The organism is Halomonas sp. CKK8 (assembly GCF_029625235.1).
In the GTDB taxonomy this organism is placed as follows: Bacteria; Pseudomonadota; Gammaproteobacteria; order Pseudomonadales; family Halomonadaceae; genus Halomonas; species Halomonas ventosae.
In genome coordinates this window covers 3587169-3612276 of record NZ_CP121193.1, presented here as the reverse complement: position 1 = coordinate 3612276, position 25108 = coordinate 3587169, and the positions used below count along the sequence as shown (strand labels likewise).

The window sequence follows — 25108 nt, the reverse complement described above, 5'->3', positions numbered from 1 at the left end:
TTCACGAGAGCCCGGTCAGGCGCATCATCAGCGTCAGATAGAGCGGGATCAGCAGCGGCGCGGCGAGGGTGGTGATCAGCACCGCCAGGGCGCCCTTCTCCGGGGCGATGCCGAGTTCCATGGCCACCACCACCACGTTGGCGGCCATGGGCACCACGCCGATCAGCAGCAGCGCCAGGGCCAGTTCCCCCGACAGCGGGAAGAGGGCCTGCAGGCCCAGCACCGCGGCCAGCGACAGCAGCGGCCAGAGGCCGTAGCGGATCGCCACGCAGGCGCCGATGAAGCGCAGGTCGAACTCCCGCACGCTGACCCGCCCCAGGGTCATGCCGATGATCATCATGCCGAGCAGGGTGTAGGTCGCCGGGAAGGCGGCCAGCCCCTGCATCACCGCATCCGGCACCCCGAGCTCCAGCCCGCTCACCAGCAGGGCGGCGAGGAAGGCGTAGATGAGCGGCAGCCGGGCGATCTTGGCCAGGCTCTGGCGCACCGAGAACTGCCCCCGGGCGCTCAAGTAGAAGCCCACCGTGAACTCGTAGAGGGTCACCCCCAGCACGCAAAAGAGGTAGAGCGTCACCCCTTGGGGCGGCAGCAGCACCAGGGCCACCGGCAGGCCGAAGTAGCCGGTGTTGCCGGTGCCGGAGGAGAAGGCCAGCAGGGCGCTCTCCTGGGGGGCGAAGCCGCGCCTCGCCAGTTGATGGACGATCACGGCGACCAGGCTGGCCAGCGCGAACAGCGCCGCGGTGAGCAGCAGGTAGCCGGGCGTGGGCCCGCCCTGGACCAGGCCGCGGAAGAAGGTCAGTGGGGCGACCAGGTAGATCAGCAGGGTGGCGACGGGGCGCGGGTCCACCGCCAGCCGGCGGGCGGCCAGCCAGCCCAGGCCGATATAGGCGAGCAGGGTCCAGAGCGGGCCCATCAGGGTGCCGGGGTCGATCGGGGTCATGTCCTTCCCTGGGTCATGGCGGCCCTGGGACCGCCTCTGCATGAACAGGATTGATGCAGCCTCGCGTATCTTTCATTGGTCGGCAGCCAGGCCAGCCGTCAGAATAGCCGCAATATGCATCATTTTCATGAGGTAAGCCGATGAGCACGCAGGAACACCCGCTGGGGATCAGCTTCGAGTTCTTCCCGCCCAGCACCGATGCCGGGCGCGAGAAGCTGGTCGGCGTCCGCGACGCCCTGGCCAGCCGCGCGCCGCGCTTCTTCTCGGTCACCTACGGTGCCGGCGGCTCCACCCAGGCGCGCACCCTGAACACCGTGCACATGGTGCGCGAGTCGGGCTTCACCACCGCGCCGCACCTCTCCTGCATCGGCAGCGACAAGGGCGCGCTCCGCGAGCTGCTCGCGCGCTACCGGGAGGAGGGCATCGACAGCCTGGTGGCCCTGCGCGGCGACATGCCCTCCGGCATGGGCGGGGGCGGCATCGGCCAGCTGCGCTACGCCAACGAGCTGGTCGAGTTCATCCGCGAGGAGACCGGCGACCACTTCGAGATCGCCGTGGCCGCCTACCCGGAGTCCCATCCCCAGGCGGCGAACCTCGAACAGGACCTGGCCAACTTCGCCCGCAAGATGAAGGCCGGCGCCGACATCGCCATCACCCAGTACTTCTTCAGCGCCGAGTCCTACTTCCACTTCGTCGATCGTGCGCGTGCCCTGGGCGTCCAGGCTCCCATCGTGCCCGGCATCATGCCCATCACCAACTACACCAAGCTGGCGCGCTTCTCGGACGCCTGCGGCGCCGAGATCCCGCGCTGGATCCGCAAGCAGCTCGAGAGCTATGGCGACGACAGCGAGGCCATCGGCGCCTTCGGCGAGGAGGTGGTGTCGCGGCTCTGCCAGCGGCTGCTTGACGGCGGGGCCCCGGGCCTTCACTTCTATACGCTCAACCAGGCGACCCCCTGCCTGCGCATCCTCGACAACATCACCGGCTGAGCGCAGCCCGGCTGACCCTGCCACGGCGCAACGCAACGGGCCCCGCCATTGGCGGGGCCCGTTGCGTTACAGGGGGCTCCTGGTCAGCCGGCGGCGACGGCCTTGCCCCCGCCGCCGTGGCGGCCGCGCTGCATCAGGAACATCAGCGCGCCGATGGCGAGGCCCGCGATGTCGGAATAGATGCCGCCGTAGATCATGCACAGCGCTCCGAGCAGCATCACCAGGCGCTGCCAGGCCTTGACCGGCCCGAAGAACCAGGCCTGGACGGTGGCCGCCAGCAGCACGATGCCCAGGGTGGCGGTCACGCCCACGCGCAGGATCTGCAGCGCGCTGCCCTCCATCAGCATCGCCGGGCTGTAGAAGAACATGAAGGGCACGATGAAGGCCGCCAGGCCGATCTTGAACGAGGCCACCGAGGTGCCCATGGCGTTGTCGCCCGAGATGCCCGCCGCCGCATAGGAGGCCAGGGCCACCGGCGGGGTGATGGCCGAGACCACCGCGAAGTAGAACACGAAGAAGTGCGCCACCAGCGGCTGGATGCCGATGTTGATCAGGCCCGGTGCGACCACCGAGGCGGCCACCGCGTAGGCGGCGGTCGTCGGCATGCCCATGCCCAGCAGGATCGAGATGCACATGGCGAAGAACAGCGCCAGCAGCTGGCTGACGCCGGCCAGGCCGAGCAGCAGCGAGGAGAAGCGTGCGCCGACCCCGGTCAGCGAGATCACGCCGACGATCAGCCCGGCGCAGGCGCACACGGCGATGATCTGGATGGCCATGGTGCCGGCCAGCTGCAGGGCCCTGAGGATGGCGGGGATCCCCATCTTGTGGGGCGAGAACCAGCTCACCACGGCGGCCGAGGCGGTGGCCAGAGTGCCGGCGCGGATCACCGAGTAGCCCATGAACAGTGCGGCGATGAGGATGATGATCGGCGCGAAGAGGTAGACCTGCTTGATCAGCTTGGAGAACAGCGGGATCTCGTCCTTGCGCATGCCGCGCATGCCCTTGCGGGCCGCCTCGAAGTCCACCATGAAGTAGATCGAGGCGAAGTAGAGGATGGCGGGGATCAGCGCCGCCACGGCGATCTCGGTGTAGGGGATGCCGGTGATCTCGGCCATGATGAAGGCCCCCGCGCCCATGATCGGCGGCATGATCTGCCCGCCGGTGGAGGCGGCGGCCTCGATGGCCCCGGCGCTGCGCCCCGGGTAGCCCACCTTCATCATCAGCGGGATGGTCAGCGAGCCGGTGGAGACCACGTTGCCGGCGCTGGTGCCGTTGATCATGCCCATCAGGCCGGAGGCGAAGATCGACACCTTGGCGGGGCCGCCACGGGCGCGCCCGGCCGCGGCGAAGGCGAAGTTGACGAAGTAGTCGCCCACCTTCGAGGCCTGCAGGAAGGCGGCGAAGATGATGAACAGGATGATGTAGGTCGAGGAGACCGCGGTGGTCGGCCCGAGGATGCCGGCGTCGGTATAGACCTGGCTGAAGAAGCGGCCCACCGAGAGCCCGGGATAGCCGAGGAAGCCCGGCAGGTAGGGGCCGGCGAAGACGTAGACCAGGAAGATGGCGGAGATCACCACCAGGGCCAGGCCGGCGACGCGGCGCGTCAGCTCGAGGATCAGCAGCGAACCGGCGATGGCCGCGTAGGAGATGCCCATGGGCGCGAAGGAGGTGCCGGTGGAGGCGCGCAGCGGGCTGTTGAACATCACCAGCAGGTAGCCGGCCACGGCCAGGGCGCAGACCATCAGCACCAGGTCGGCCGGCGAGAGACGGTCGCGGAACTGGCGATAGCTCCAGGAGAGCAGGATGCCGGCCGCGGTGGCCAGTATCAGCGGATAGCCGAAGTGCCAGGCCTCGATCTCCGGGGCGATGCGCATGGCGCCGCCGCTCATCGCCTGGTAAATCATCACCACCCGCACCAGGGCGTAGAGGGCGGGCACGAGCATGGCGTAGCTCACCCAGGCGAGCCAGGTGGCAGAGCGGCGCTCGTCCTCGTCGGCGAAGCGGGTGCCGGCATAGAGGCCGTAGCCGAGAACCAGGGCGCCGGCGATGTGCACGATGCGAAACGACCAGGTCTCCAGCGGATAGACGTTCAGGGAGACCAGATGGAAGCCGGAGTAGGCGATGGCCAGTGCGCCGAAGAGCAGCCACTGCCAGCCGGTATAGAGCCGCCGGTTGGACTCCACGGCGGCCTCGTCGACGCCCTCGGCGTTGACGGTCTCGACGACGTCGTCGCTTGACGCGTCGTCACGGGATTCGGGGGTATAGGACATGGGGACACCCTTGGGGGGATGGCGGAGGAGCACGGGAACTGCCCCGCACCGCCTTGGCGTGGCGCGGTACGGGGCGGTCGGTCAGATCAACGGCTTACAGCTTCAGGTCTTCCGGGATCTCGTAGCCGTTCTCCTCGTACCAGCGCACGGCACCCGGGTGGAAGGGCAGTACCTTGTTGTACTTGATGTTCTCCGGGATGCTGGTCGCGGCGCTGCGGTGGACGTCGCGCATGCGGTCGTTGTTCTCCAGGCTCAGCTTGGTGACCTCGTAGATGAAGTCCTCCGGCAGGTCACAGCCGGCGATGGTGAAGTTCCACATGGAGACGGCGCGGGCATCCTCCTCGAGGGTCTCGTAGGTGCTGGCCGGGATCTGGAACTCGGAGACCGGGAAGTTCTCGAGCACCGTCTGCTGTTCCTCCTCGGTGAACTCGATGATGTTCACGTCGGTCTGCACCTCGAGCTGGCTGACGGCGGGAATCGGGATGCCGGCCGCGAAGGCGATGACGTCGATCAGGCCGTCCTGCAGTTGGCCGCCGAGGTCGGACCAGCCCCCGTTGCGGCGATCGAAGTCCACGCCCAGGGTCTCGAGCATGGCCGGGAAGTAGGTGTCGGAAGTGGAGGCCGCCGGGCCGAAACCGATGCGGGCACCCTCCGGGATATCGGCGATCGACTCGATGCCGCTGCCCTCCAGCGCGGTGATCGAGAAGGGCGTCTCGTACATCGGGAAGAGTGCGCAGGCGTTGTCCATGGGCACGCCCGGGGCGAGCGGGCTCTCGCCGGCCAGGGCCTCGGCGGCCGGACCCATGGTGGTCAGGCCCAGGGCGACGTCGCCACCATGGACCAGCGCCATGTTCTGGGTCGGGCCGCCGGTGACCTCGCCGCCGCCGGAGATGCCCAGCTCGTCGGCGATCAGGTTGGCCCAGCCGGAGCCGTAGACGAAGTAGGTGCCGCCCTGGCTGGCGGTGCCCACGGTGAAGCTTTCGGGCCAGTCGCTGCGGTCCGACTGGGCCGAGGCCGAGGCGGCGACCAGCAGGGAGCCGGCCAGGGTGCCGGCGAGGATCCGTGAGGTTGCGTTGCGCATGGCGTGTCTCCTGTGTGCGGTTGTGCTCTTGTCATCTGCCCGGGCCGTCTTGCCCGGGGCTGCATGCCGTTTCCCAGTATGGTCACCGGTAGCGGGACCTGCCGTGAGCCAGGCCGGGGTGGCATCAACGCACATATCAGGGCAATCGGCATGCCTGGATATTCGAATCACTGATAGATCAGTGCGTTATGAATGAGTCGTTCGACCTTTGTCGAAGCGGTGCTGGCGGGGTGGGGCCGGGATTCCGCACGGCACGGAGGGTGCGGTGTGCGGATTTCCACACAGGCTATGGGGCCTGGTCGCCTCGTTCAGGCGTCGTCGGGCGAGGTCAGGGCCGCCGTCAGCCGGCTGGCCTGGTGGAGGTCGTTCATCAGCGAGGAGGCGAGCCAGGGATCCAGGCGGTGCTGTCGCAACCGTTCGGCCAGCTCGTGCTGCCAGTGGCGACGGACCTCCTCCAGGGGCGCCTCGATGTCGCGGGCACCGGGGTCGTTGGCCAGGCGATTCAGGCCCTCGGCGAGGGCCATGCGCAGGTCGTCGTGGGCCTCGCGAAGGGGGCTCGCCGGTGTGGCATGGCGCAGCAGGCTGCGCTGCAGCACCTCGCCGAAGCGGACGGCCTCGACCAGGCGCAGGGTGCGGGCATAGAGGGCCTCCAGGCGGGCCTCCTGAGCCGCGGTGAGGGGCGTGTCGATGCGCGAGTAGAAGTCGAGGATCTCCGCCATCAGCGGCTTGATCTGCTCGTGGTAGCGCACGTTCACCAGAGGCCACTCCTCGGGGACGATGGGCGCCGCGATCACGGCCCGGTCGGGCGGGTGGCCGATCGCCTCGGCGCTGGGCACCAGGATGGCCGAGGCGAGCAGGTGGTAGGTGCGCCGGTCGAGTCGCCGGCACTCCTGCTCGATGGCTGCCAGGGCCGTGTCGGCATGCTGCAGGGCGTTGGTCTCCAGGTAGCGCGCCTGGGACGGGGGGAGCCTTGCCGGCTCGGGAAGGAGCCGCTCCAGGCCACCGGCCAGCCGCGGGATCCAGGGCAGCATCAGCAGGATGCCCAGGCCGTTGAAGAGGGTATGGAAGAGCGCCAGCTTGAGCGGCCAGGCGCTGGCGGCCAGGCCCATCAGCGCGGCGAGCCGGTCCACCAGCCCGGCCAGCGGCAGCAGCAGGGCCAGGGCCACGGCCGCCGTGACCAGGTTGAAGATCACGTGGGCCCCGGCCAGGCGTCGGCCGGCCGTGCTGGCGCCGAAGGCCCCGATCACCGCGGTCACGGTGGTGCCGACGTTGGCGCCGATGGCGATGGCCAGGGCCGGCAGGTAGGGCAGCTGGCCGGAGGCCAGCGCGGTGAGGGTGATCAGCAGGGTGGCGTGGCTGGACTGCATGACCACGGTAGCCATGACACCGAAGAGCACCAGCAGCGGCCAGTGCCAGAGGTGCTCGCCGGCCAGGCCGTCCAGGGAGAGGCCATCCTGCCAGGTCTCGAAGCCCAGCTTCATGAAGTCGATGCCCAGCAGCAGCAGGCCCACGCCGAGCAGCAGGCCGGCGATGCCGGCACGACTGCCCTGCAGCAGCCGCGAGCCCAGCAGCCCCAGGGCCAGCAGCGGCATCGCATACTGGGCGAGATCGGCCTTGAGGCCGAAGCCGGCAATCAGCCAGGCGCCGGTGGTGGTGCCGAGGTTGGCGCCGAAGAGCAGGGCGATGGCGGCAGGCAGGGCCACCAGGCCGGCGCCGACGAAGGACATGGCCAGCAGGGTCACCAGCGAGCTGGACTGGACCAGCGCGGTTGCCAGGGCGCCCACGGCGATGGCCCGCGAGGTGCGGCGGGTGGCGGCGTGCAGCCAGCGGTCCAGGGTGCCGCCGGAGAGGCGCTTGATGGCCTCCTCCAGGTGGGTCATGCCCCACAGGAAGAGACCCAGGCCGGCGGCCAGGGTGGCCAGATCGAGTCGTGTGACCAGCAGCGCCGCCGCGGCCGCGAGCCCGAGCAGCTCGAGCAGGCGGCGCTGCGGCAGCAGGACGGTGGCCGCTCCCTGGCCCATGGGCGTCAGTGCCCTTTCGGGTCGAGGATCTTCACGGTCTGCAGGTCGCTGCGCGCCTGCTCCTCGCGCTCGCGGTTGACCCGGGTCTCGAGCTCCGGCAGGGCCTCGTCCTCGATGGGCAGCTGCTCGAAGAAGTCACAGCTGACGCAGTCACGATAGCGGATACCGTTCTGCTCCCAGCTGCGGATACGGTCCATCTCGGCGCAGCGCGGGCAGATGGCGCCGGCGATAAAACGTTTCTGGACGGTCATGTCGTCTCCATCATGGAGCCGCCAGGCGGGCCCGGCGGCAAAACCTTCTCAGGCGGCACGGATGCCGCTGTGGCGCAGCAGGGGCTCGACGCTGGGCTCGCGGCCGCGGAAGGCGCGGAACAGCTCGGCGGCATCGCGCGAGCCGCCGCGCTCGAGGATCTCGGTGCGGAAGCGCCGGCCGGTCTCGGGGTCGAAGATACCGGCTTCCTCGAAGGCGCTCCAGGCATCCGCGGAGAGCACTTCGGCCCACTTGTAGCTGTAGTAGCCCGCCGCATAGCCGCCGGCGAAGATGTGGCCGAAGCCATTCTGGAAGCGGTTGAAGTCGGCCCGCGGGACCACGGCGACGGCATCGCGCACCGCATCGAGCAGCGCCTGGATGTCGGTGGCGCTCGGCGCCGCGAGCTCGCGGTGCAGGCGGAAGTCGAACAGCGAGAACTCCAGCTGGCGCACCATGCCCATGGCGGACTGGAAGTTCTTGGCCGAAAGCAGCCGCTCGAAGAGCGCCTCGGGTAGCGGCTCGCCGGTCTCGACGTGGCCGGCGATCAGGTCGAGCCCCTCGCGCTCCCAGCAGAAGTTCTCCATGAACTGGCTGGGCAGCTCCACCGCGTCCCAGGCCACGCCGTTGATCCCCGAGATGTCGGCGACGGTCTGGCGGGTCAGCATGTGGTGCAGGCCGTGGCCGAACTCGTGGAAGAGGGTGGTGACCTCGTCGTGGGTCAGCAGCGCCGGGGCGTCTCCCACCGGGCGGGTGAAATTGCAGGTCAGGTAGGCCACCGGCAGCTGCACCGCGTCGCCCTCGAGGCGGCGGACCCGGCACTCGTCCATCCAGGCGCCGCCGCGCTTGCCCTCGCGGGCATAGAGGTCGAGGTAGAAGCCGGCGATGGGGGCGCCGTGCTCGAGGATGCGGAAGTAACGCACGTCGGGGTGGTAGCGCGGGGCCGTCTCGTCCTCCGCGAAGGTGACGCCGTAGAGGCGCTCGACCACCCGGAAGAGGCCGTCGACCACCTGCGGGGCGGGGAAGTAGGGTCGAAGCTGCTCATCGGAGATGGCGTAGCGCGCCTCGCGCAGCTTCTCGCTGGCGAAGCCCACGTCCCAGGGCGCCAGGGACTCCATGCCCAGCTCGTCGCGGGCATAGGTCGCGAGCTCCGCATACTCCTCGTGGGCCTGGGGGACGGCGCGGGCGGCGAGGTCCTCGAGGAAGGTAACCACCTGGTCGGGCGACTCGGCCATCTTGGTGGAGAGCGAGTAGTCGGCGTAGTCGCTGAAGCCCAGCAGCTCGGCCAGCTCGTGGCGCAGGGCGAGGACCTCCTCCATCACCGGGGCGTTGTCGTACTCGCCGGCGTTGGGACCCTGGTCGGAGGCGCGGGTGACGAAGGCGGTGTAGACCTCGCGGCGCAGCTCGCGGTCCTCGGCGTAGGTCATCACCGGGAAGAAGCTGGGAAAATCCAGGGTGATGCGGTAGCCGGCCAGCCCCTTGGCCTCGGCATTGGCCCGCAGGCTGGCCAGGGCGCTCTCGGGCAGGCCGGCGAGGCGGGCCTCGTCGGCGAGGTCCAGGTGCCAGGCCTGGGTGGCGTCCAGCAGCTGGTTGGAGAAGGTGTTGGAGAGCTCGGAGAGCCGCGACTTGATCTCGCCGTAGCGGCGCTTCTTCTCGGCGGGCAGGTCCACGCCGGCGAGGCGGAAGTCGCGTAGCGCGTTCTCCACTGTGCGCCGCTGGCCCTCGTCGAGGGCCTCCCAGGCGGGGCCGTCACGCAGTGCCTGCCAGGCCCGGAAGAGCCCCTCGTGCTGGCCGATCCATGTGCTGTAGTCGGAGAGCTTGCCCAGGCAGGCCTGGTAGGCCTCGCGAAGCTCGGGGTTGTTCATGGTGCCGTTGAGGTGCGAGACCGGCGACCAGGCCCTCGCCAGGCGGTCGTTGAGGGCCTCCAGCGGGGCGGCCAGGCTCTCCCAGCTCGGGGCGGCCGTGTCGGCGCGTGCCACGAGCGCCTCGATGGCCGTGCGGTTTTCCGCCAGCAGCGCCTCGATGGCCGGCACCACGTGCTCGGGCCGGATGGCATCGAAGGGGGGCAGTTCGTGGGGGTCGAGCAGCGGATTGCGGGACATGCACACCTCGGGTCGGGAGTGGGGAACGGGTCTTAGATGCGGGCGGCCGCGGCGGGTTTCAATGTGCTAGGCTTGCGCCCTTTTCAGGCTCGCGGAGTGGACCCATGAACGAGACGCTGGAGCGCTGGAGCACCCGGCGCGCCTTCATCCTGGCAGTGACCGGGGCGGCGGTGGGGCTGGGCAACATCTGGCGCTTCCCCTACATCACCGGGGAGAACGGCGGCGCTGCCTTCCTGCTGCTCTACGTGGCCTTCGTGCTGCTGCTGGGGCTGCCGGTGATGATGGCCGAGATCCTGATCGGCCGTGCCGGGCGCCGCAGCCCCATGCAGTCGCTGGGCCACCTGGCCGGCCAGGCCGGGGCGAGTCGCCACTGGCGCTGGCTGGGCCTGTTCGGCGCCTTCACGGTGTTCTGCATCCTCTCTTTCTACTCGGTGGTCTCGGGCTGGTCCATCGAATTCCTGGTAGCCACGGTCAACGGCGACTTCGTGGGGCGCAGCGCGGCGGAGATCGGCGCCGGCTTCGATGCCTTCCTCGCCGATCCCGGGCGCATGACCTTCAACCATACCCTCTTCCTGGTGATGACCATGCTGGTGGTCGCCGCCGGGGTAGCCAAGGGGCTGGAGAAGCTCAACAACCTGCTGATGCCGATGCTCTACCTGCTGCTGCTGGTGCTGGCGGGCTACGCGGCCACCACCGAGGGCTTCGGTCCGGCACTGGCCTGGCTGTTCCTGCCCGACCTCTCGGCGGTGACGCCCATGGTGATGCTGCAGGCCATGGGCCATGCCTTCTTCACCCTGGCAGTGGGCGCCTGTGCGCTGATGGCCTATGGCGCCTACATGCCCGACCACCAGAGCCTGCCCCGGGCCGCCGCCTCGGTGGCGGTGCTCGACGTGACGGTGGCCCTGCTGGCCGGTATCGCCATCTTCTCGGTGGTGTTTGCCCAGGGCATGGATCCCGGCGAGGGGCCGGGACTGATGTTCGTCACCCTGCCGGTGGCCTTCGCCGAGCTGCCCGGGGGGCCGCTGTGGCTCTCGCTGTTCTTCCTGCTGCTGCTGCTGGCCACCTGGACCTCCTCGATCAACCTGGCCGAGCCCATGGTCGCCACCCTGCAGGGCTGGGGCCTCGGGCGGGGGCCGGCGGCGGCCGTGGTGGGCCTGGCGGTCTGGGGGCTGGGGATGCTCTCGGTGCTCTCCTTCTCGAGCCTGGCAGAGACCCGGGTGCTGTTCGGCATGAACCCCTTCGAGCTGGTCAGCACCATTCCCCCGGAGATCTTCCTGCCGCTGGGCGGGCTGCTGATCGCCATCTTCGCCGCCTGGGTGATGCCCGAGGAGACCACCCTGCGGGCGCTGGATGCCGGCCCAAACGGCTTTCGTGCCTGGCGGGCCCTGGTGCGCTGGGTGTCGATCCCGCTGACGCTGGTAGTATTGTTGGCCGGACTGATCTGAGACGAGGTGAGCAATGAGCGAGGCAACGAGCCTGCGACCCTGGAAGGGACGGACGCCGCAGCTGGGCGCGCGGGTCTATATCGACCCGGCCTGCATGGTGCTGGGTGACGTGGTGCTGGGCGACGACTGCTCGGTGTGGCCCATGGCGGTGATCCGCGGCGACATGCACCGCATCCGCATCGGCGCGCGCACCAGCGTTCAGGACGGCAGCGTGCTGCACATCACCCATGCCAGCGACTTCAACCCCGACGGCTTCCCGCTGACCATCGGCGAGGAGGTGACCATTGGCCACAAGGCGATCCTCCACGGGTGCACCCTGGGCAACCGTATCCTGGTGGGCATGGGGGCCATCGTCATGGATGGTGCGGTGGTCGAGGACGAGGTGATCATCGCCGCCGGTGCCGTGGTGACGCCGGGCAAGCGCCTGGAGAGCGGCCACGTCTACGCCGGCAACCCGGCCAAGGCGCTGCGCCCGCTCAAGGAGGCCGAGCGGGCCTTCTTCCCCTATACCGCCGGGAACTACGTCAGGCTGAAGGACGAGTACCTGGCCGACTGAGCCCGTCGCCAATTGGCAACTGATTGTTTTTTCTGGCCATGCTGCGCATAATCTGGGTTTTCATCCAGTATTCTCGAGTCTCTGCACATGGCCGATTTTCGCACCCACCTCGGCGTCGCCGTGGCCGGTGGCTCGCTGCTAGGTCTGGGCGCCTGGCAGGCCACCCCGCTGTCCGCCACCGACGCCGCTTCCCTGGCCATCCTGACCGCTTTCGGCGGGATCCTGCCGGATGTCGATGCCGACAACTCCCATGCGATCCGCCTGATCTTCACCCTGCTCGCCGTGCTGTCGGTGGTGGTGGGCGCCCTGCTGCTGCAGGGGTGGCTCGGCCCGGGGAGGCTCATCGTCGCCTGTGGCGGCCTCTATGTCGGCGTGCGCTATGTGCTGAGCGCCGTGTTCCGGCGCTTCTCGGTGCACCGGGGCATCTGGCATTCGCTGCTGGCATCGCTGCTGTGCGGGCTGGCGACCACGGTGGCCAGCTACCAGTGGCTCCTGCAGGAGGCCTGGATGGCCTGGGCCCAGGGGCTGGCGCTGGTGCTGGGTACGCTGCTCCACCTGCTGCTCGATGAGCTCTACAGCGTCGACCTGGAGGGGACGCGCATCAAGCGCTCCTTCGGTACGGCGCTCAAGCTGTTCGACTATCGCCAGCCGGGCAACTCCCTGGTGATGCTGATGGCGGCGGCCAGCCTGGCCCCCTGGCTGCCCCCCTGGGGGGCGCTGCGCGAGTTGCTCCGTCAGGGCGCCTCGCTCTGGCGGTAGTCCTCGGCCTTGAGGCCGTACTTCCTGAGCTTGTCGTAGAGGGTCTTGCGCGGCAGGCCGAGCTGCTCGCAGGCCTCGGAGACGCGGCCGCGGTGGCGGGCCAGGGCCTGGTCGATCAGGCTCTTCTCGAACAGTTCCACCTGCTGGGGCAGGGCCAGGTCGCCGCTATCGCTGCCCACCCCCTCGAGCAGGGCATCCAGGCGATAGTCGCAGGTGGCGCCGAGCAGCACATAGCGCTCGGCCAGGTTGCGCAACTCGCGCACATTGCCTGGCCAGCCGTGGGCGAGCAGCGCCGAGATGCCGGCGGCATCCAGTGGCGGTGCCTCCAGGCCGCTGCGGTTGGCGGCGACCACGGCGAAGTGCTGGAACAGCAGCGGGATATCCTCGCGCCGCTCGCGCAGCGGGGGAATCGGCAGGGTGACCACCTCGAGCCGGTAGTAGAGGTCCTCGCGGAAGCGTCCCGCCTCGGCCGCGGCCTTGAGGTCGACCTTGGTGGCGGCGATCACGCGCAGGTCCAGGGGGACCGGCACGTTGGCCCCGAGGCGCTCGATGGAGCGCTCCTGCAGCACCCGCAGCAGCTTGACCTGCAGCGACAGCGGCATCGACTCGATCTCGTCGAGGAACACCGTGCCGCCCTGGGCATGCTCGAACTTGCCGATGCGCCGCTCCACCGCCCCGGTGAAGGCCCCCTTCTCGTGGCCGAACAGCTCCGACTCGATGATGCTCTCGGGGACGGCGCCGCAGTTGATGGCCACGAAGGGGTGGCCGCCGCGGCGGCTGCGCTCGTGGATCGCTCGTGCCACCAGGTCCTTGCCGGCCCCGGTCTCGCCGAACAGCAGCACGTCGGTCTCCACCTGGCTGATGCGCTGGACCATGGAGGCGAGGCGCTGGATGGCCGGGGTGCGCCCCACCAGGCGCGGGCCCGGTGCCGACTGCTGGGCCTCGAGCTCGGCCTTGAGCGCGCGGTTCTCGAGGCTCAGGCGGCGCTTGTCGATGCCGCGGCGGACCATCTCCACCAGGCGCTCGCCGGCGAAGGGCTTCTCCAGGAAGTCCCAGGCGCCCTCGCGCATCGCCTCCACGGCGGTGGAGATGTCGCCATGGCCGGTGATCAGGATCACCGGCAGGTCGGGGTCGCGGCCGCGCACCTCGCGCAGCAGGGTCATGCCGTCCATGCCGGGCATGCGGATGTCGCTGACGATCACCCCGGGGAAGTCCGGCGTCAGGGCCGCCAGGGCGTCCTCGGCACTCTCGAAGGCTTGGGGCTCGTACCCCGCCAGTTCCAGGGTCTGGCCGGCGGTGATGCGCAGGTGCGCCTCGTCGTCGATGATCATCACCGGAAGGGTCGCCGGCTCATGCATGGGTGTCGTGCTCCTCGGGCCTGGTGTCGCCGGTCGCCTCGGGACCGGGGTCGCGGGGCAGGGTAATGGTGAAGCGGGCACCGCCGCCAGGGGCGTTGTCCGCGGCCAGCCGGCCGCCCAGGTCGTCGATGATGCGCGCCGAGATCGATAGTCCCAGGCCCAGGCCACTGCCCGGTGACTTGGTGGTGAAGAAGGGCTCGAAGATCCGCCCCAGGTGCGCCTCGGCGATGCCGGGGCCGTTGTCGATGACGCGGATCCTCACCTCGTCGCCGTCGGGCTCGATGCCCAGCTGTAGACACGGCGCCTCGGTCCGGGCCATGGCCTGCAGGGCGTTGCCGATCAGGTTGACCAGCACCTGCTCCAGGCGCACCAGGTCGGCGCGCACCCAGGCCTCCTGCGCGGGCCAGTCGCGTTCGACGGTGACCCCGGCATCGCGCAGCCGCGACTGGAAGAGCCGCAGGGCGTAGCCGAAGCAGGCCGCGACCGAGACGCTGGTGGGCCTGTCGCCGCTCTTGCGCGAGAACTGGCGCAGCTGGGCACTGATCTCGGCCATGCGTTCGGTGAGCTCGATGATCTGCGCCAGGTTGCCGCTTGCCGCCTCGGTGCGGCTGCGGGCCAGGAACTCGGACGCATTCTCGGCATAGGCGCGTATCGCCGCCAGCGGCTGGTTGAGTTCGTGGTTGATGCCGGCGGCGAGCTGGCCGAGCACGGCGAGCTTGGCGGCCTGGACCAGCTCGTCGCGGGTCTGGCGCAGGCGTTCCTCGGCGCGGCGGCGCTCCTCGATCTCGCCGGAGAGGCGCCGGTTGGTCTCGACCAGGTCGCGGGTGCGTCGCTGCACGTTGAGCTCCAGCTCGTCGCGGGCACGGGCCAGGGTGCGCCGTTCGCGGTCGGCGAACTGCTCGCGCTCGCGGCGCAGTCGCAGGCGCTGCCAGCCGATGCCGCCGGCCAGGACCACCACGCCGTAGAGGCCGCCGGCGAGCAGGGCGGCGAGCCACTGGGCCTGGATCACCGGGGCCAGCGACTTGAGGATATGCAGCTCCCAGCCGAACGCCGGCATGGGGCGCGACAGGCCCAGGTAGTCGTCCCCGGCCAGCGGGCCCCGCCGGAAGCCGACGCGCTGGCTGTGCTCGCCCGGGGTGTCGGTGATCTCGATGCCGGCGGGGGCCAGGGGCTCATCGGCGTAGCGACGGGTGTCCAGCAGCGCCTCGCGCTCGTCCCCGGTGAGCGGCTGCAGGGCCCGCATGCGCAGCTCCGGGCGGCTCGCCATGAAGATGATGTCGTCCTCGTCGGTGACCAGCAGCTCGGCATCCTGCTCCGCCCAGCTCGCCTCCAGGGTGTCGAGCAGCACCTTCACCACCATGACGCCATCGGGGCTGGCATCCGGTGCGGTGTCGTCCAGCCACACCGGAGCCGAGAAGTAGTAGCCGCGCTCACGGGACTGCACGCCCAGGCCATAGAAGCGCCCTGTGTGACCGGCGATGGCCTCCTGGAAGTAGCTGCGGAAGGCGTAGTTCTGGCCGATGAAGGTGTTGGGGCGGTGCCAGTTGCTGGCGGCCAGGGTGTCGCCGTGGCGGTCGATGAGGTAGATGTCGGAGACGCCGGCGGTGGCCCGGAAGCGGTCGAGCAGCCGGTTGAGCGGCATGGGATCCTGGCTTTCCGGGGAGGCCAGGAAACGCCTGACCATCTCCCGCGAGGCGAGCAGGTCGGGCAGGTAGTCGTGGCGCGAGAGGTGCCCGACCAGGCTCGCCGCCGAGAGGCGCAGCTCGTTCTCGGCGTCCTGGCGCAGCTCCTGCAGGGCCTGGTCACGGGCCAGCAGGGCGGCCTGCCACATGGCGAGCACCAGCCCGAGGGGCATCAGCAGCCAGAGCAGCTGGCGGACCCGGCGGCGGGACATCATCGGCATGCCCGGCCTCAGCGCGAGGTTGCGGGCATGACCTGGGCGCGGCGCAGGGCACGCTGGGCCCGGGTCTCGGCGCGCTCGACCTCGAGCAGCCCCTCTTCCACGAAGACCAGGTGCTCGTGGGCGCGGGTGCGGGCGTCCTCGGCCCGGCCCTCGAGGATGGCATCGAGCAGGGCGCGGTGCTGCTGCATCAGCAGGGGGCGCGACTCGGGCTTCTCGAACAGGTGGGCCAGGTTGTCGACGATGCTCTTCTCCAGCAGGTGGAAGATGCCGCGGATGGTATGCAGCAGCAGAACGTTGTGGGCCGATTCGGCGATGGCCATGTGGAAGGCCGCGTCGGCGCGGGCCTCGAGCGCCGGGTCACGCCCCTTGAAGCAGGCCTCGAGCTCCTCGAAGCGCTTGATCAGCAGTGCCTTGTCGGTGGGCGTGGAGCGCAGGGCCGCATAGTAGGCGGAGATGCCCTCCATGGCGTCGCGGAACTCGAGCAGGTCGAGGTGGAACTCCCCGTGGCGGGAGAGCATCTCCAGAAGCGGGTCGCTGTAGCCGCTGTTGAGCTCCTCGCTGATGAAGGTGCCGCCCCCCTGGCGGCTGGTCAGCAGGCCGCGGGCCGACAGCTTCTGGATGGCCTCGCGCAGCGAGGGGCGCGAGACGCCGAAGCGCTCGGCCAGTTCGCGCTCCGGCGGCAGGCGCTGGCCGGGCTTCAGGCTGCCCTCGAGGATCAGCGCTTCGAGGCGCTCGGTGATGACGTCGGCAAGGCGAGGCTGCCGGACGGGCTGATAGGCCATGGTGGTGGCTCCGGAACACGTGGTGAAAGTCGGCATGGTATCGCCATCAAATTGGTATTACCAAACACCGCGTCAACGGCTCGCGGTCGCTGCGTCAGGCAGCCTGAATTTCTCCTGCTACATCAGGGTGTTGGGAAAAGCGTTGAAGGCGATAGACTAAAGTATAGGCGGGCGAGGCTGGGAAGCGGGCGTCGTGCGTTTGACACTGCATGCTCCGCCTCCTAATGTGCGGCAACGTTTTCGTGTCAATTGGTTTTACCAATTTACCGTAGCCCGAATCAGCGACTTCAGCGCAACGCTGCCGTGCCCCTGCGCTGTCCAGGATCCTGCCCATGACGCCAGTCAAGCTCTATCCGCCGAAGCCGGAGAAGGTCTACTTCTTCGGGACCTGCCTCGTCGACCTCTTCTACCCGGAAGCCGGGCTGGACGGTATCCGACTGCTCGAGCGGGAGGGCATCGAGGTGCTCTTTCCCGAGGACCAGACCTGCTGCGGGCAGCCGGCCTACACCTCGGGCTACCAGCAGGAGGCCCGGGCAGTGGCGGCGGCCCAGCTCGGCCTCTTCCCCGAGCCCTGGCCGATCGTGGTGCCCTCCGGCTCCTGCGGCGGCATGATGCGCACCCACTACCCCCAGCTCTTTGCCGGCACAGACCTCGAGGAGCGGGCGAACGAGGTGGCCGGGCGGATCCATGAGCTGACCGAGTTCCTGGTCCATGTCTGTCACCTGAAGCTCGAGGATCGCGGCGAACCGGAGAAGGTCGCCATGCATACCTCCTGCAGTGCCCGGCGCGAGATGGGGCTGGCCGAGACCGGCCCGGCCCTGCTGGCCCAGCTCGGCCAGGTCGAGCTGGTGGAGCAGGCGCGCGCCGCCGAGTGCTGCGGCTTCGGCGGAACCTTCGCCGTGCGCCATCCCGAGGTCTCCGCCGCCATGGTGGAGGACAAGACCACCGCCATCGCGGAGGCCGGCGCCCAGCGCTTCGTGACCTCCGACTGCGGCTGCATGATGAACATCGGCGGGCGCTTCGAGCAGCAGAAGAAGCCGGTCAAGGGCGAGCACATCGCCAGCTACCTGTGGCGGAGGACCTCATGAGCGTGCAGACCTTCACCCCCCGGGAATTTCACCGCCAGGCCCACGATGCCCTGGGCAATCCGCAGATCCGCGCCAACTTCCGCAAGGCGATGGATGGCTTGATGACCAAGCGCCGCGACAGTTTCGGCGACTGGGACCTGGAGACCCTGCGCGACCTGGGCGCCAACATCCGCCTGCGGGCACTGGCGAAGCTGCCTGATCTGCTCGAGCAGCTCGAGGCCAACTGCGAAGCCAACGGCATCAAGGTGCACTGGGCCGAGGATGGCGAGCAGGCCTGCCGGATCATCCGCGAGATCTGCCAGTCCCACGACGCCAGGTCGGTGATCAAGGGCAAGTCGATGGTCTCCGAGGAGATGCACCTCAACGCTCACCTCGAGGAGGCGGGCATCGAGGCGCTGGAATCCGACCTCGGCGAGTACCTGGTGCAGCTCAACGAGCAGACGCCCTCGCACATCATCATGCCGGCGATCCATCTGAACACCGATGAGATCTCCGACATCATGCACGACAAGACCGGCACCGAGCGCACCCGCGACGTCGACTACATGACCGCGGCGGCCCGGCAGCAGCTGCGCGAGCGCTTCATGGCCGCCGACGTGGGGGTCTCGGGGGTCAACTTCGCGGTGGCCGAGACCGGCACGCTCTGCCTGGTGGAGAACGAGGGCAACGGCCGCATGACTACCACTGTGCCGCCGGTACACGTGGCCGTGACCGGCATCGAGAAGGTCGTCGAGCACCTGCGCGACGTGCCGCCCCTCTACGCCCTGCTGACCCGTTCCGCCACCGGCCAGCACGTCACCACCTACTTCAACATGATCAGCTCGCCGCGCAAGGAGGGCGAGCATGACGGGCCAAAGGAGGTGCACCTGGTACTGGTGGACAGCGGTCGCTCCAGCATCTACCAGGACGACGAGCTGCTCGATACCCTGCGCTGCATCCGCTGCGGCGCCTGCATGAACCACTGCCCCGTCTACACCCGGGTGGGCGGCCACACCTACGGCACCACCTACCCGGGGCCCATCGGCAGCATCCTTTCGCCCCACCTGATGGGCCTGGACGAGACGAAGGACCTGCCCACCGCCTCGAGCCTGTGCGGCGCCTGTGGCGAGGTGTGCCCGGTGAAGATCCCGATTCCCGACCTGCTGGTGCGCCTGCGCCGCGAATCGGTGGGCGAGGGGCGCGGCAACGTGCCCGGCGCCGGCGTCAAGCGCACCCGCAAGGAGGTTGCCGCCTGGAAGGGCTTCCAGTGGCTGGCGACCCATCCTTCCGCCTGGCGTGCCGGCACTTCGGTGGCCGGCAAGCTCAAGGCGCTGATGCCCGCGAAGCTGGGACCCTGGACCGACTACCGCACCGCGCCCAGGCCGGCGGGCACCACCCTGCATGCGCTGGTCAAGCGCCACCAGGCGAACAAGAGCCATCAGCCGAACAGCAAAAGCCATGAGGAGGAGCGCTGATGCGTGCCCGCGACGCCATTCTCAAGCGCCTGCGCGACCGGACCGACGGCCCCCTGAGTGCGCCGGATAGCGACTTCGCCGTGGTGACCCATAGAGGCTGGAGCCAGGAGGAGCGCCTGGCTCGCTTCGAGCGCTGGATCGCCTCGGTGCACGGCGAGGTGATCCATGCCCCCCGGGATACCTGGACCGAAACCCTGGCGAAGGTGCTCGCCGACAAGGGCGTGCGACGCCTGGCGCTGGGCAAGGAGCACCCGGTGGCGGCCGAGGCGCGCCATGCCCTGGCCGATGCCGAGGTGGCGCTGGTCGACGTCGACCGCGATATCGAGTCCTGGCAGCGCGAGCAGTTCGAACGGGTCGATGCCGGCCTGACCTCCACTCGCGGCGCCATTGCCGAGACCGGCAGCCTGTGGCTGTGGCCAACGCCGGACGAGCCGCGCCTGATCAGCCTGGTACCGCCGATCCATATCGCCGTGCTCGACGCCGATACCCTCGAGGACACCTTCTTCGATGTCGTCCAGGCCCACTGCTGGGCCGATGGCATGCCCACCAACGCCCTGCTGATCTCCGGGCCCAGCAAGACCGCCGATATCGAGCAGACCCTGGCCTACGGCGTGCATGGGCCCCGTGCGCTGGTGGTGCTGGTGCGCCATGCCGCTGCCGCAGCGGAGGACGCCTGATGCCCACGGATGCCTGGCGTGACCTCAAGGCGGCGCTCTCGTCGGTGATCCCCGGCGAGCGCCTGATCGACGACCCGCTGCGTACCCTGGCCTACGGCACCGATGCCAGCTTCTATCGGCTGATTCCGCAGCTGGTGGTCCGCCCCGAGAGCGAGGCGGAGCTGCAGCACACCCTGGCGGAGTGCCGGGAGCGCCAGCTGCCGGTGACCTTCCGCGCCGCCGGTACCTCGCTCTCCGGCCAGGCGGTCAGCGACTCGGTGCTGATCCAGTTCGGCCGAGGCTGGCGGGGCCACGCGATCCTGGACGAGGGCCAGGCGATCCGCCTTCAGCCTGGGGTCACCGGGGCCAGGGCCAACCAGCTGCTGGCGCCCTACGGGCGCAAGATCGGTCCCGACCCGGCCTCGATCGCCAGCTGCATGGTCGGCGGTATCGCCGCCAACAATGCCTCGGGGATGTGCTGCGGCACCGCCCAGAACAGCTATCGCACCGTGCGTGATATCCGGGTGATCCTGGCCGACGGCAGCCTGCTCGACACCGCCGATGCCGACAGCGTCGCCGCCTTCCGGGCCTCCCATGGCGAGCTGCTGGCCGGTCTCGAACGCCTCGCGGCCGAGACGCAAGGCAACGCGGCCCTGGCCGAGAAGATCCGCCACAAGTACCGGCTCAAGAACACCACCGGCTACGCCCTCAACAGCCTGGTCGACTTCAGCGATGGCATCGAGATCCTCAAGCACCTGATGATCGGCTCCGAGGGCACCCTGGGGTTCATCAGCACCATCACCTACGACACCGTGGTCGACGAGCCCCTGAAGGCCGCGGCCCTGGCCTTCTTCCCCGACATGGGCACGACCTGTCGCGCGACCATCGCCCTCAAGCAGGCGCCGGTCTCTGCCGTGGAGCTGATGGACCGTGCCGCGCTGCGCTCGGTACAGGACCAGTCCGGCATGCCTGCGGTACTTGCGACCCTGCCCGAGGGGGCGGCAGCGCTGCTGGTCGACGTGCGCGGCAACGACGAGGCCGAGCTCGAGGCGCGCATGCAGGCGGTGCAGGCGACCCTCGAGGGCATCCAGACCCTGGAGCCGGTCACCTTCACCCGCGACGCCGATACCTATGCCCTCTACTGGAAGATCCGCAAGGGGCTGTTCCCGGCCGTGGGAGCGGTGCGCGAGACCGGCACCACGGTGATCATCGAGGACGTGGCCTTTCCCATGGAGCGTCTCGACGAGGGCGTGCTGGCGCTGACCGATATCTTCCACCGCCACGGCTATCGCGATGCGATCCTCTTCGGGCACGCCCTGGAGGGAAACCTGCACTTCGTCTTTCCCCAGGGCTTCGAGAAGCCCGGCGAGGTGGAGCGCTACCAGGCGCTGATGGACGAGGTGGCGCAGCTGGTCGGCGTCGAGTACGGCGGTTCGCTCAAGGCCGAGCACGGCACGGGGCGCAACATGGCGCCCTACGTGGAACTGGAGTGGGGGGCCGAGGCCTATGCGCTGATGTGGGAGATCAAGGCGCTGTTCGACCCCGGCAATCTGCTCAATCCCGAGGTGATCCTCAGCCGCAACCCGACGCTGCACCTGGAGAACCTCAAGCCCCTGCCGGCGGCCGCCGCGATCGTCGACAAGTGCATCGAATGCGGTTTCTGCGAGGCGGTCTGCCCCTCGACCGACCTGACGCTCACCCCACGTCAGCGCATCGTCATCCGTCGCGAGCTGGCGAGGCTCGAGGCGTTGGGCAACCAGGCCACCGACGCCGACAAGGACCGCATGAAGCAGCTCGAGGAGGCCTATGGCTACCAGGGCATCGACACCTGTGCGGCCACGGGGCTCTGCGCCACCCAGTGTCCGGTGGGCATCGATACCGGTGAAATGGTGCGTCAGCTGCGTCGCGACCGGGCGCTGGACAAGGCCGCCCTGGCCAGGCGGATCGGTCGACATTTCTCCGGGGCCACGCGCGCGGCGCGGGGCGGCCTGGCCGCGGCGGGCGCGGCGCGCGCCGTGCTGGGCGTCAACCTGATGGAAAAGATGAGTACCGGTGCGCGCCGGCTGAGCGGTGACCGCCTGCCCCAGTGGAGCTCCGCCCTGCCCAGGTCGGCGCCGGTCCGGGTGCTGGAGCCGTCGCCGTCGGGCGATGCCTCCAGGGACAAGGTGGTCTACCTGCCCTCCTGCGCCACCCGCATCTTCGGGGCGGACCACGACGATGAGGTCGAGGCACGCTCGGTGATGGAGCTCACCCTGGCGCTGCTCGACAAGGCGGGCTTCGAGGTGATCCTGCCGGAGATGATCGGCCACCTGTGCTGTGGCATGGCCTTCAAGTCCAAGGGGCAGTACGAGGAGGCCAACCACAAGGCACGTGAACTCAACCGCGAGCTGCTGGTGGCAAGCCAGAACGGGCGCTATCCAGTGCTCTGCGACACCAGCCCCTGCACCCTGCAGATGCGGGAGCACCTGGATGAGCGACTCGAGATGCTGGAGCCGGTCGCCTTCGCCCATGACCACCTGCTGCCTCGGCTCACGGTCACGCCCCTGGACGAGCGGGTCGCCGTGCACGTCACCTGCTCGAGCACCCGCATGGGGCTGGCCGACAAGTTCGTCGGGCTGGCGCGAGCCTGTGCCCGGGAGGTCGTGGTGCCGGCGGAGATCAGCTGCTGCGGCTTCGCCGGAGACAAGGGCTTCACGACCCCGGAGCTGAATGCCTCCGCGCTGGAAGGGCTGGCCGAGCAGGTGAAGGCGTGCAGCGCCGGCTACTCGAACTCGCGCACCTGCGAGATCGGCCTGAGCCAGCACGGCAAGATCCCCTACCGCTCGATCCTCTCGCTGCTCGACCGGGCCAGCGGGACGCCGTGACATTTTTCTTCGCGAGGGCCTTGCGCGGTCCCGGGGAAATCCGTAAAGTACGCATCCGCTGCCGGCGACGGGCACACGTTGCAGGCGGTGGAAAGTGGCAGAAGTGCTTGTTTCCATTTGGGTTTTTCGAGAAGTTCCGAAAAATTCCCGCTTGACGAACTCGCCGCATTCGGTAGAATGCACGCCACTCGTGACAGAGACCCGCCAAGGGCTTTATCGGCACTCGCATCGCTCCGGCGGTACGAGAGTTGGCCACCCGCTTCGCTTCTTCGGAACGCCTCGCAGGGTTGACAACGACAGCCGGTCACGTAGAATACGCCTTCCTCGCAGGGCGCCGGCGAGACCGCCGCTTCAGCAGAAGCCGGGCACGACGGCAACAGCGAGATGCTCCCCGCTCGAATGAGAGCTCGGAGCCGCTCTTTAACAATCGATCAGGTAATTCATGTGGGCGCTTGTCGGGATGTCGGTGACCAGTCACTGAAACATTCAAGGCAAGCGACTCGTCAAAGAGACGTTTGAACCTTGAGCCAGGTTTGGTTCCACCTTAGGAACTGTCAGACTTTAAACTGAAGAGTTTGATCATGGCTCAGATTGAACGCTGGCGGCAGGCCTAACACATGCAAGTCGAGCGGAAACGATGGAGCTTGCTCCAGGCGTCGAGCGGCGGACGGGTGAGTAATGCATAGGAATCTGCCCGGTAGTGGGGGATAACCTGGGGAAACCCAGGCTAATACCGCATACGTCCTACGGGAGAAAGCAGGGGATCTTCGGACCTTGCGCTATCGGATGAGCCTATGTCGGATTAGCTTGTTGGTGAGGTAATGGCTCACCAAGGCGACGATCCGTAGCTGGTCTGAGAGGATGATCAGCCACATCGGGACTGAGACACGGCCCGAACTCCTACGGGAGGCAGCAGTGGGGAATATTGGACAATGGGCGAAAGCCTGATCCAGCCATGCCGCGTGTGTGAAGAAGGCTTTCGGGTTGTAAAGCACTTTCAGTGAGGAAGAAGGCCTTGGGGCTAATACCCCCGAGGAAGGACATCACTCACAGAAGAAGCACCGGCTAACTCCGTGCCAGCAGCCGCGGTAATACGGAGGGTGCGAGCGTTAATCGGAATTACTGGGCGTAAAGCGCGCGTAGGCGGCGTGATAAGCCGGTTGTGAAAGCCCCGGGCTCAACCTGGGAACGGCATCCGGAACTGTCAGGCTAGAGTGCAGGAGAGGAAGGTAGAATTCCCGGTGTAGCGGTGAAATGCGTAGAGATCGGGAGGAATACCAGTGGCGAAGGCGGCCTTCTGGACTGACACTGACGCTGAGGTGCGAAAGCGTGGGTAGCAAACAGGATTAGATACCCTGGTAGTCCACGCCGTAAACGATGTCGACTAGCCGTTGGGGTCCTTGAGACCTTTGTGGCGCAGTTAACGCGATAAGTCGACCGCCTGGGGAGTACGGCCGCAAGGTTAAAACTCAAATGAATTGACGGGGGCCCGCACAAGCGGTGGAGCATGTGGTTTAATTCGATGCAACGCGAAGAACCTTACCTACCCTTGACATCGTGCGAACTTTCCAGAGATGGATTGGTGCCTTCGGGAACGCACAGACAGGTGCTGCATGGCTGTCGTCAGCTCGTGTTGTGAAATGTTGGGTTAAGTCCCGTAACGAGCGCAACCCTTGTCCCTATTTGCCAGCGATTCGGTCGGGAACTCTAGGGAGACTGCCGGTGACAAACCGGAGGAAGGTGGGGACGACGTCAAGTCATCATGGCCCTTACGGGTAGGGCTACACACGTGCTACAATGGCCGGTACAAAGGGTTGCGAAGCCGCGAGGTGGAGCTAATCCCGAAAAGCCGGTCTCAGTCCGGATCGGAGTCTGCAACTCGACTCCGTGAAGTCGGAATCGCTAGTAATCGTGAATCAGAATGTCACGGTGAATACGTTCCCGGGCCTTGTACACACCGCCCGTCACACCATGGGAGTGGACTGCACCAGAAGTGGTTAGCCTAACTTCGGAGGGCGATCACCACGGTGTGGTTCATGACTGGGGTGAAGTCGTAACAAGGTAGCCGTAGGGGAACCTGCGGCTGGATCACCTCCTTAAACGACCAGTCCCGGCACCCGGCAAGTGTCCACAATGAATTACCTGATCGGCCAGAGCAAAAGACTGTTTGGGTATAGGCCCAGCGTGACCAATGGGTCTGTAGCTCAGTTGGTTAGAGCGCACCCCTGATAAGGGTGAGGTCGGCAGTTCAAGTCTGCCCAGACCCACCATTCTCTGAACGGCCGGGTAGCTCAGTTGGTTAGAGCGCACCCCCGGACGTTCTGTAAAGAGAAGGGTGAGGTCGCGGGGTTTATTTCAAGTCTGCCCAGACCCACCAAATTTGTGTCATACGTCGTTGCTTTCCACCTCGTGTAGCAGGCTACACGTCGGCGAAAAGCGCCTTGTCTGACCCAAATTGCATCAGGGGCCTTAGCTCAGCTGGGAGAGCGCCTGCCTTGCACGCAGGAGGTCAGCGGTTCGATCCCGCTAGGCTCCACCATCCAACAGTCCGTGACCTGATCGAGTCTGCAGTCACAAGCCATCGTCACATTGAG

General features: G+C 68.0%; 17 protein-coding genes, 2 tRNA genes and 1 rRNA gene. 11 read left to right on the top strand and 9 right to left on the bottom strand.

Annotated elements, in window-relative coordinates:
• Window position 1: 1 nt before the first annotated feature.
• The gene (locus P8934_RS17075; protein WP_278032048.1) at window positions 2-940 is read right to left on the bottom strand and encodes an AEC family transporter; all 939 of its coding nucleotides are present in this window, start codon (window positions 938-940) and stop codon (window positions 2-4) included.
• Between the two features lie 140 nt (window positions 941-1080).
• Here P8934_RS17075 and metF point away from each other — a divergent pair, with 140 nt between their 5' ends.
• Complete coding sequence (metF, locus tag P8934_RS17070) at window positions 1081-1929, top strand: methylenetetrahydrofolate reductase [NAD(P)H] (protein WP_278032047.1); 849 nt, start codon at window positions 1081-1083, stop codon at window positions 1927-1929.
• Between the two features lie 83 nt (window positions 1930-2012).
• Here metF and P8934_RS17065 read toward each other — a convergent pair whose 3' ends face one another.
• From P8934_RS17065 to prlC, 5 genes are all read right to left on the bottom strand, one after another.
• Window positions 2013-4199, bottom strand: coding sequence for a TRAP transporter fused permease subunit (locus tag P8934_RS17065; protein WP_278032046.1), 2187 nt, complete (start codon window positions 4197-4199; stop codon window positions 2013-2015).
• A 94-nt stretch (window positions 4200-4293) separates the two neighbouring features.
• Window positions 4294-5280 carry a TAXI family TRAP transporter solute-binding subunit gene (locus tag P8934_RS17060; RefSeq protein WP_278032045.1) on the bottom strand — a complete coding sequence of 329 codons (987 nt, stop codon included), beginning with the start codon at window positions 5278-5280 and terminating at the stop codon, window positions 4294-4296.
• 308 nt (window positions 5281-5588) lie between these two features.
• Entirely contained in the window at window positions 5589-7301 is a 1713-nt protein-coding gene (locus P8934_RS17055) for a Na/Pi symporter (RefSeq protein ID WP_278032044.1), read from the bottom strand.
• Between the two features lie 5 nt (window positions 7302-7306).
• Window positions 7307-7552 carry a YheV family putative zinc ribbon protein gene (locus P8934_RS17050; RefSeq protein WP_278032043.1) on the bottom strand — a complete coding sequence of 82 codons (246 nt, stop codon included), beginning with the start codon at window positions 7550-7552 and terminating at the stop codon, window positions 7307-7309.
• Between the two features lie 48 nt (window positions 7553-7600).
• The gene (prlC, locus tag P8934_RS17045; protein WP_278032042.1) at window positions 7601-9649 is read right to left on the bottom strand and encodes an oligopeptidase A; all 2049 of its coding nucleotides are present in this window, start codon (window positions 9647-9649) and stop codon (window positions 7601-7603) included.
• Between the two features lie 104 nt (window positions 9650-9753).
• Between prlC and P8934_RS17040 the strand changes: the two genes are divergently transcribed.
• The 3 genes from P8934_RS17040 to P8934_RS17030 all read left to right on the top strand — a co-directional run bounded on the left by P8934_RS17040 (window position 9754) and on the right by P8934_RS17030 (window position 12409).
• Window positions 9754-11094, top strand: coding sequence for a sodium-dependent transporter (locus tag P8934_RS17040; RefSeq protein ID WP_278032041.1), 1341 nt, complete (start codon window positions 9754-9756; stop codon window positions 11092-11094).
• A 13-nt stretch (window positions 11095-11107) separates the two neighbouring features.
• Complete coding sequence (locus tag P8934_RS17035; RefSeq protein WP_278032040.1) at window positions 11108-11650, top strand: gamma carbonic anhydrase family protein; 543 nt, start codon at window positions 11108-11110, stop codon at window positions 11648-11650.
• An 87-nt stretch (window positions 11651-11737) separates the two neighbouring features.
• Window positions 11738-12409 (top strand): metal-dependent hydrolase, encoded by a 672-nt coding sequence (locus tag P8934_RS17030; protein WP_278032039.1) that lies wholly within the window; start codon window positions 11738-11740, stop codon window positions 12407-12409.
• On the opposite strand, the gene P8934_RS17025 is transcribed toward P8934_RS17030, so the two are convergent.
• From P8934_RS17025 to P8934_RS17015, 3 genes are read right to left on the bottom strand one after another with little or no spacing between them, the layout of a single operon-like run.
• On the bottom strand, window positions 12385-13767 hold the full coding sequence (locus P8934_RS17025; RefSeq protein WP_278032038.1) for a sigma-54 dependent transcriptional regulator: 1383 nt from the start codon (window positions 13765-13767) through the stop codon (window positions 12385-12387). The genes P8934_RS17030 and P8934_RS17025 overlap by 25 nt on opposite strands.
• On the bottom strand, window positions 13760-15661 hold the full coding sequence (locus P8934_RS17020; RefSeq protein WP_278034055.1) for an ATP-binding protein: 1902 nt from the start codon (window positions 15659-15661) through the stop codon (window positions 13760-13762). Before P8934_RS17020 ends, P8934_RS17025 begins: the two co-directional genes overlap by 8 nt.
• A 17-nt stretch (window positions 15662-15678) precedes the next feature.
• Window positions 15679-16452, bottom strand: coding sequence for a GntR family transcriptional regulator (locus P8934_RS17015; RefSeq protein WP_106229354.1), 774 nt, complete (start codon window positions 16450-16452; stop codon window positions 15679-15681).
• Between the two features lie 332 nt (window positions 16453-16784).
• Between P8934_RS17015 and P8934_RS17010 the strand changes: the two genes are divergently transcribed.
• From P8934_RS17010 to P8934_RS16980, 7 genes are all read left to right on the top strand, one after another.
• A complete protein-coding gene (locus tag P8934_RS17010) occupies window positions 16785-17540 on the top strand; it encodes a (Fe-S)-binding protein (protein ID WP_278032037.1) in 756 nt (251 codons plus the stop codon).
• On the top strand, window positions 17537-18994 hold the full coding sequence (locus tag P8934_RS17005; protein WP_278032036.1) for a LutB/LldF family L-lactate oxidation iron-sulfur protein: 1458 nt from the start codon (window positions 17537-17539) through the stop codon (window positions 18992-18994). The genes P8934_RS17010 and P8934_RS17005 overlap by 4 nt, the downstream gene beginning before the upstream one ends.
• Window positions 18994-19671 carry a lactate utilization protein C gene (locus P8934_RS17000; protein WP_278032035.1) on the top strand — a complete coding sequence of 226 codons (678 nt, stop codon included), beginning with the start codon at window positions 18994-18996 and terminating at the stop codon, window positions 19669-19671. Before P8934_RS17005 ends, P8934_RS17000 begins: the two co-directional genes overlap by 1 nt.
• Window positions 19671-22514 (top strand): FAD-binding and (Fe-S)-binding domain-containing protein, encoded by a 2844-nt coding sequence (locus P8934_RS16995; protein WP_278032034.1) that lies wholly within the window; start codon window positions 19671-19673, stop codon window positions 22512-22514. The genes P8934_RS17000 and P8934_RS16995 overlap by 1 nt, the downstream gene beginning before the upstream one ends.
• Before the next feature lie 563 nt (window positions 22515-23077).
• Window positions 23078-24613: ribosomal RNA gene (locus P8934_RS16990) — 16S ribosomal RNA — on the top strand.
• A gap of 94 nt (window positions 24614-24707) precedes the next feature.
• Window positions 24708-24784: transfer RNA gene (locus tag P8934_RS16985), tRNA-Ile, on the top strand.
• A gap of 193 nt (window positions 24785-24977) precedes the next feature.
• Window positions 24978-25053 (top strand) — tRNA-Ala (locus P8934_RS16980).
• The last annotated feature ends 55 nt before the right edge of the window (window positions 25054-25108 follow it).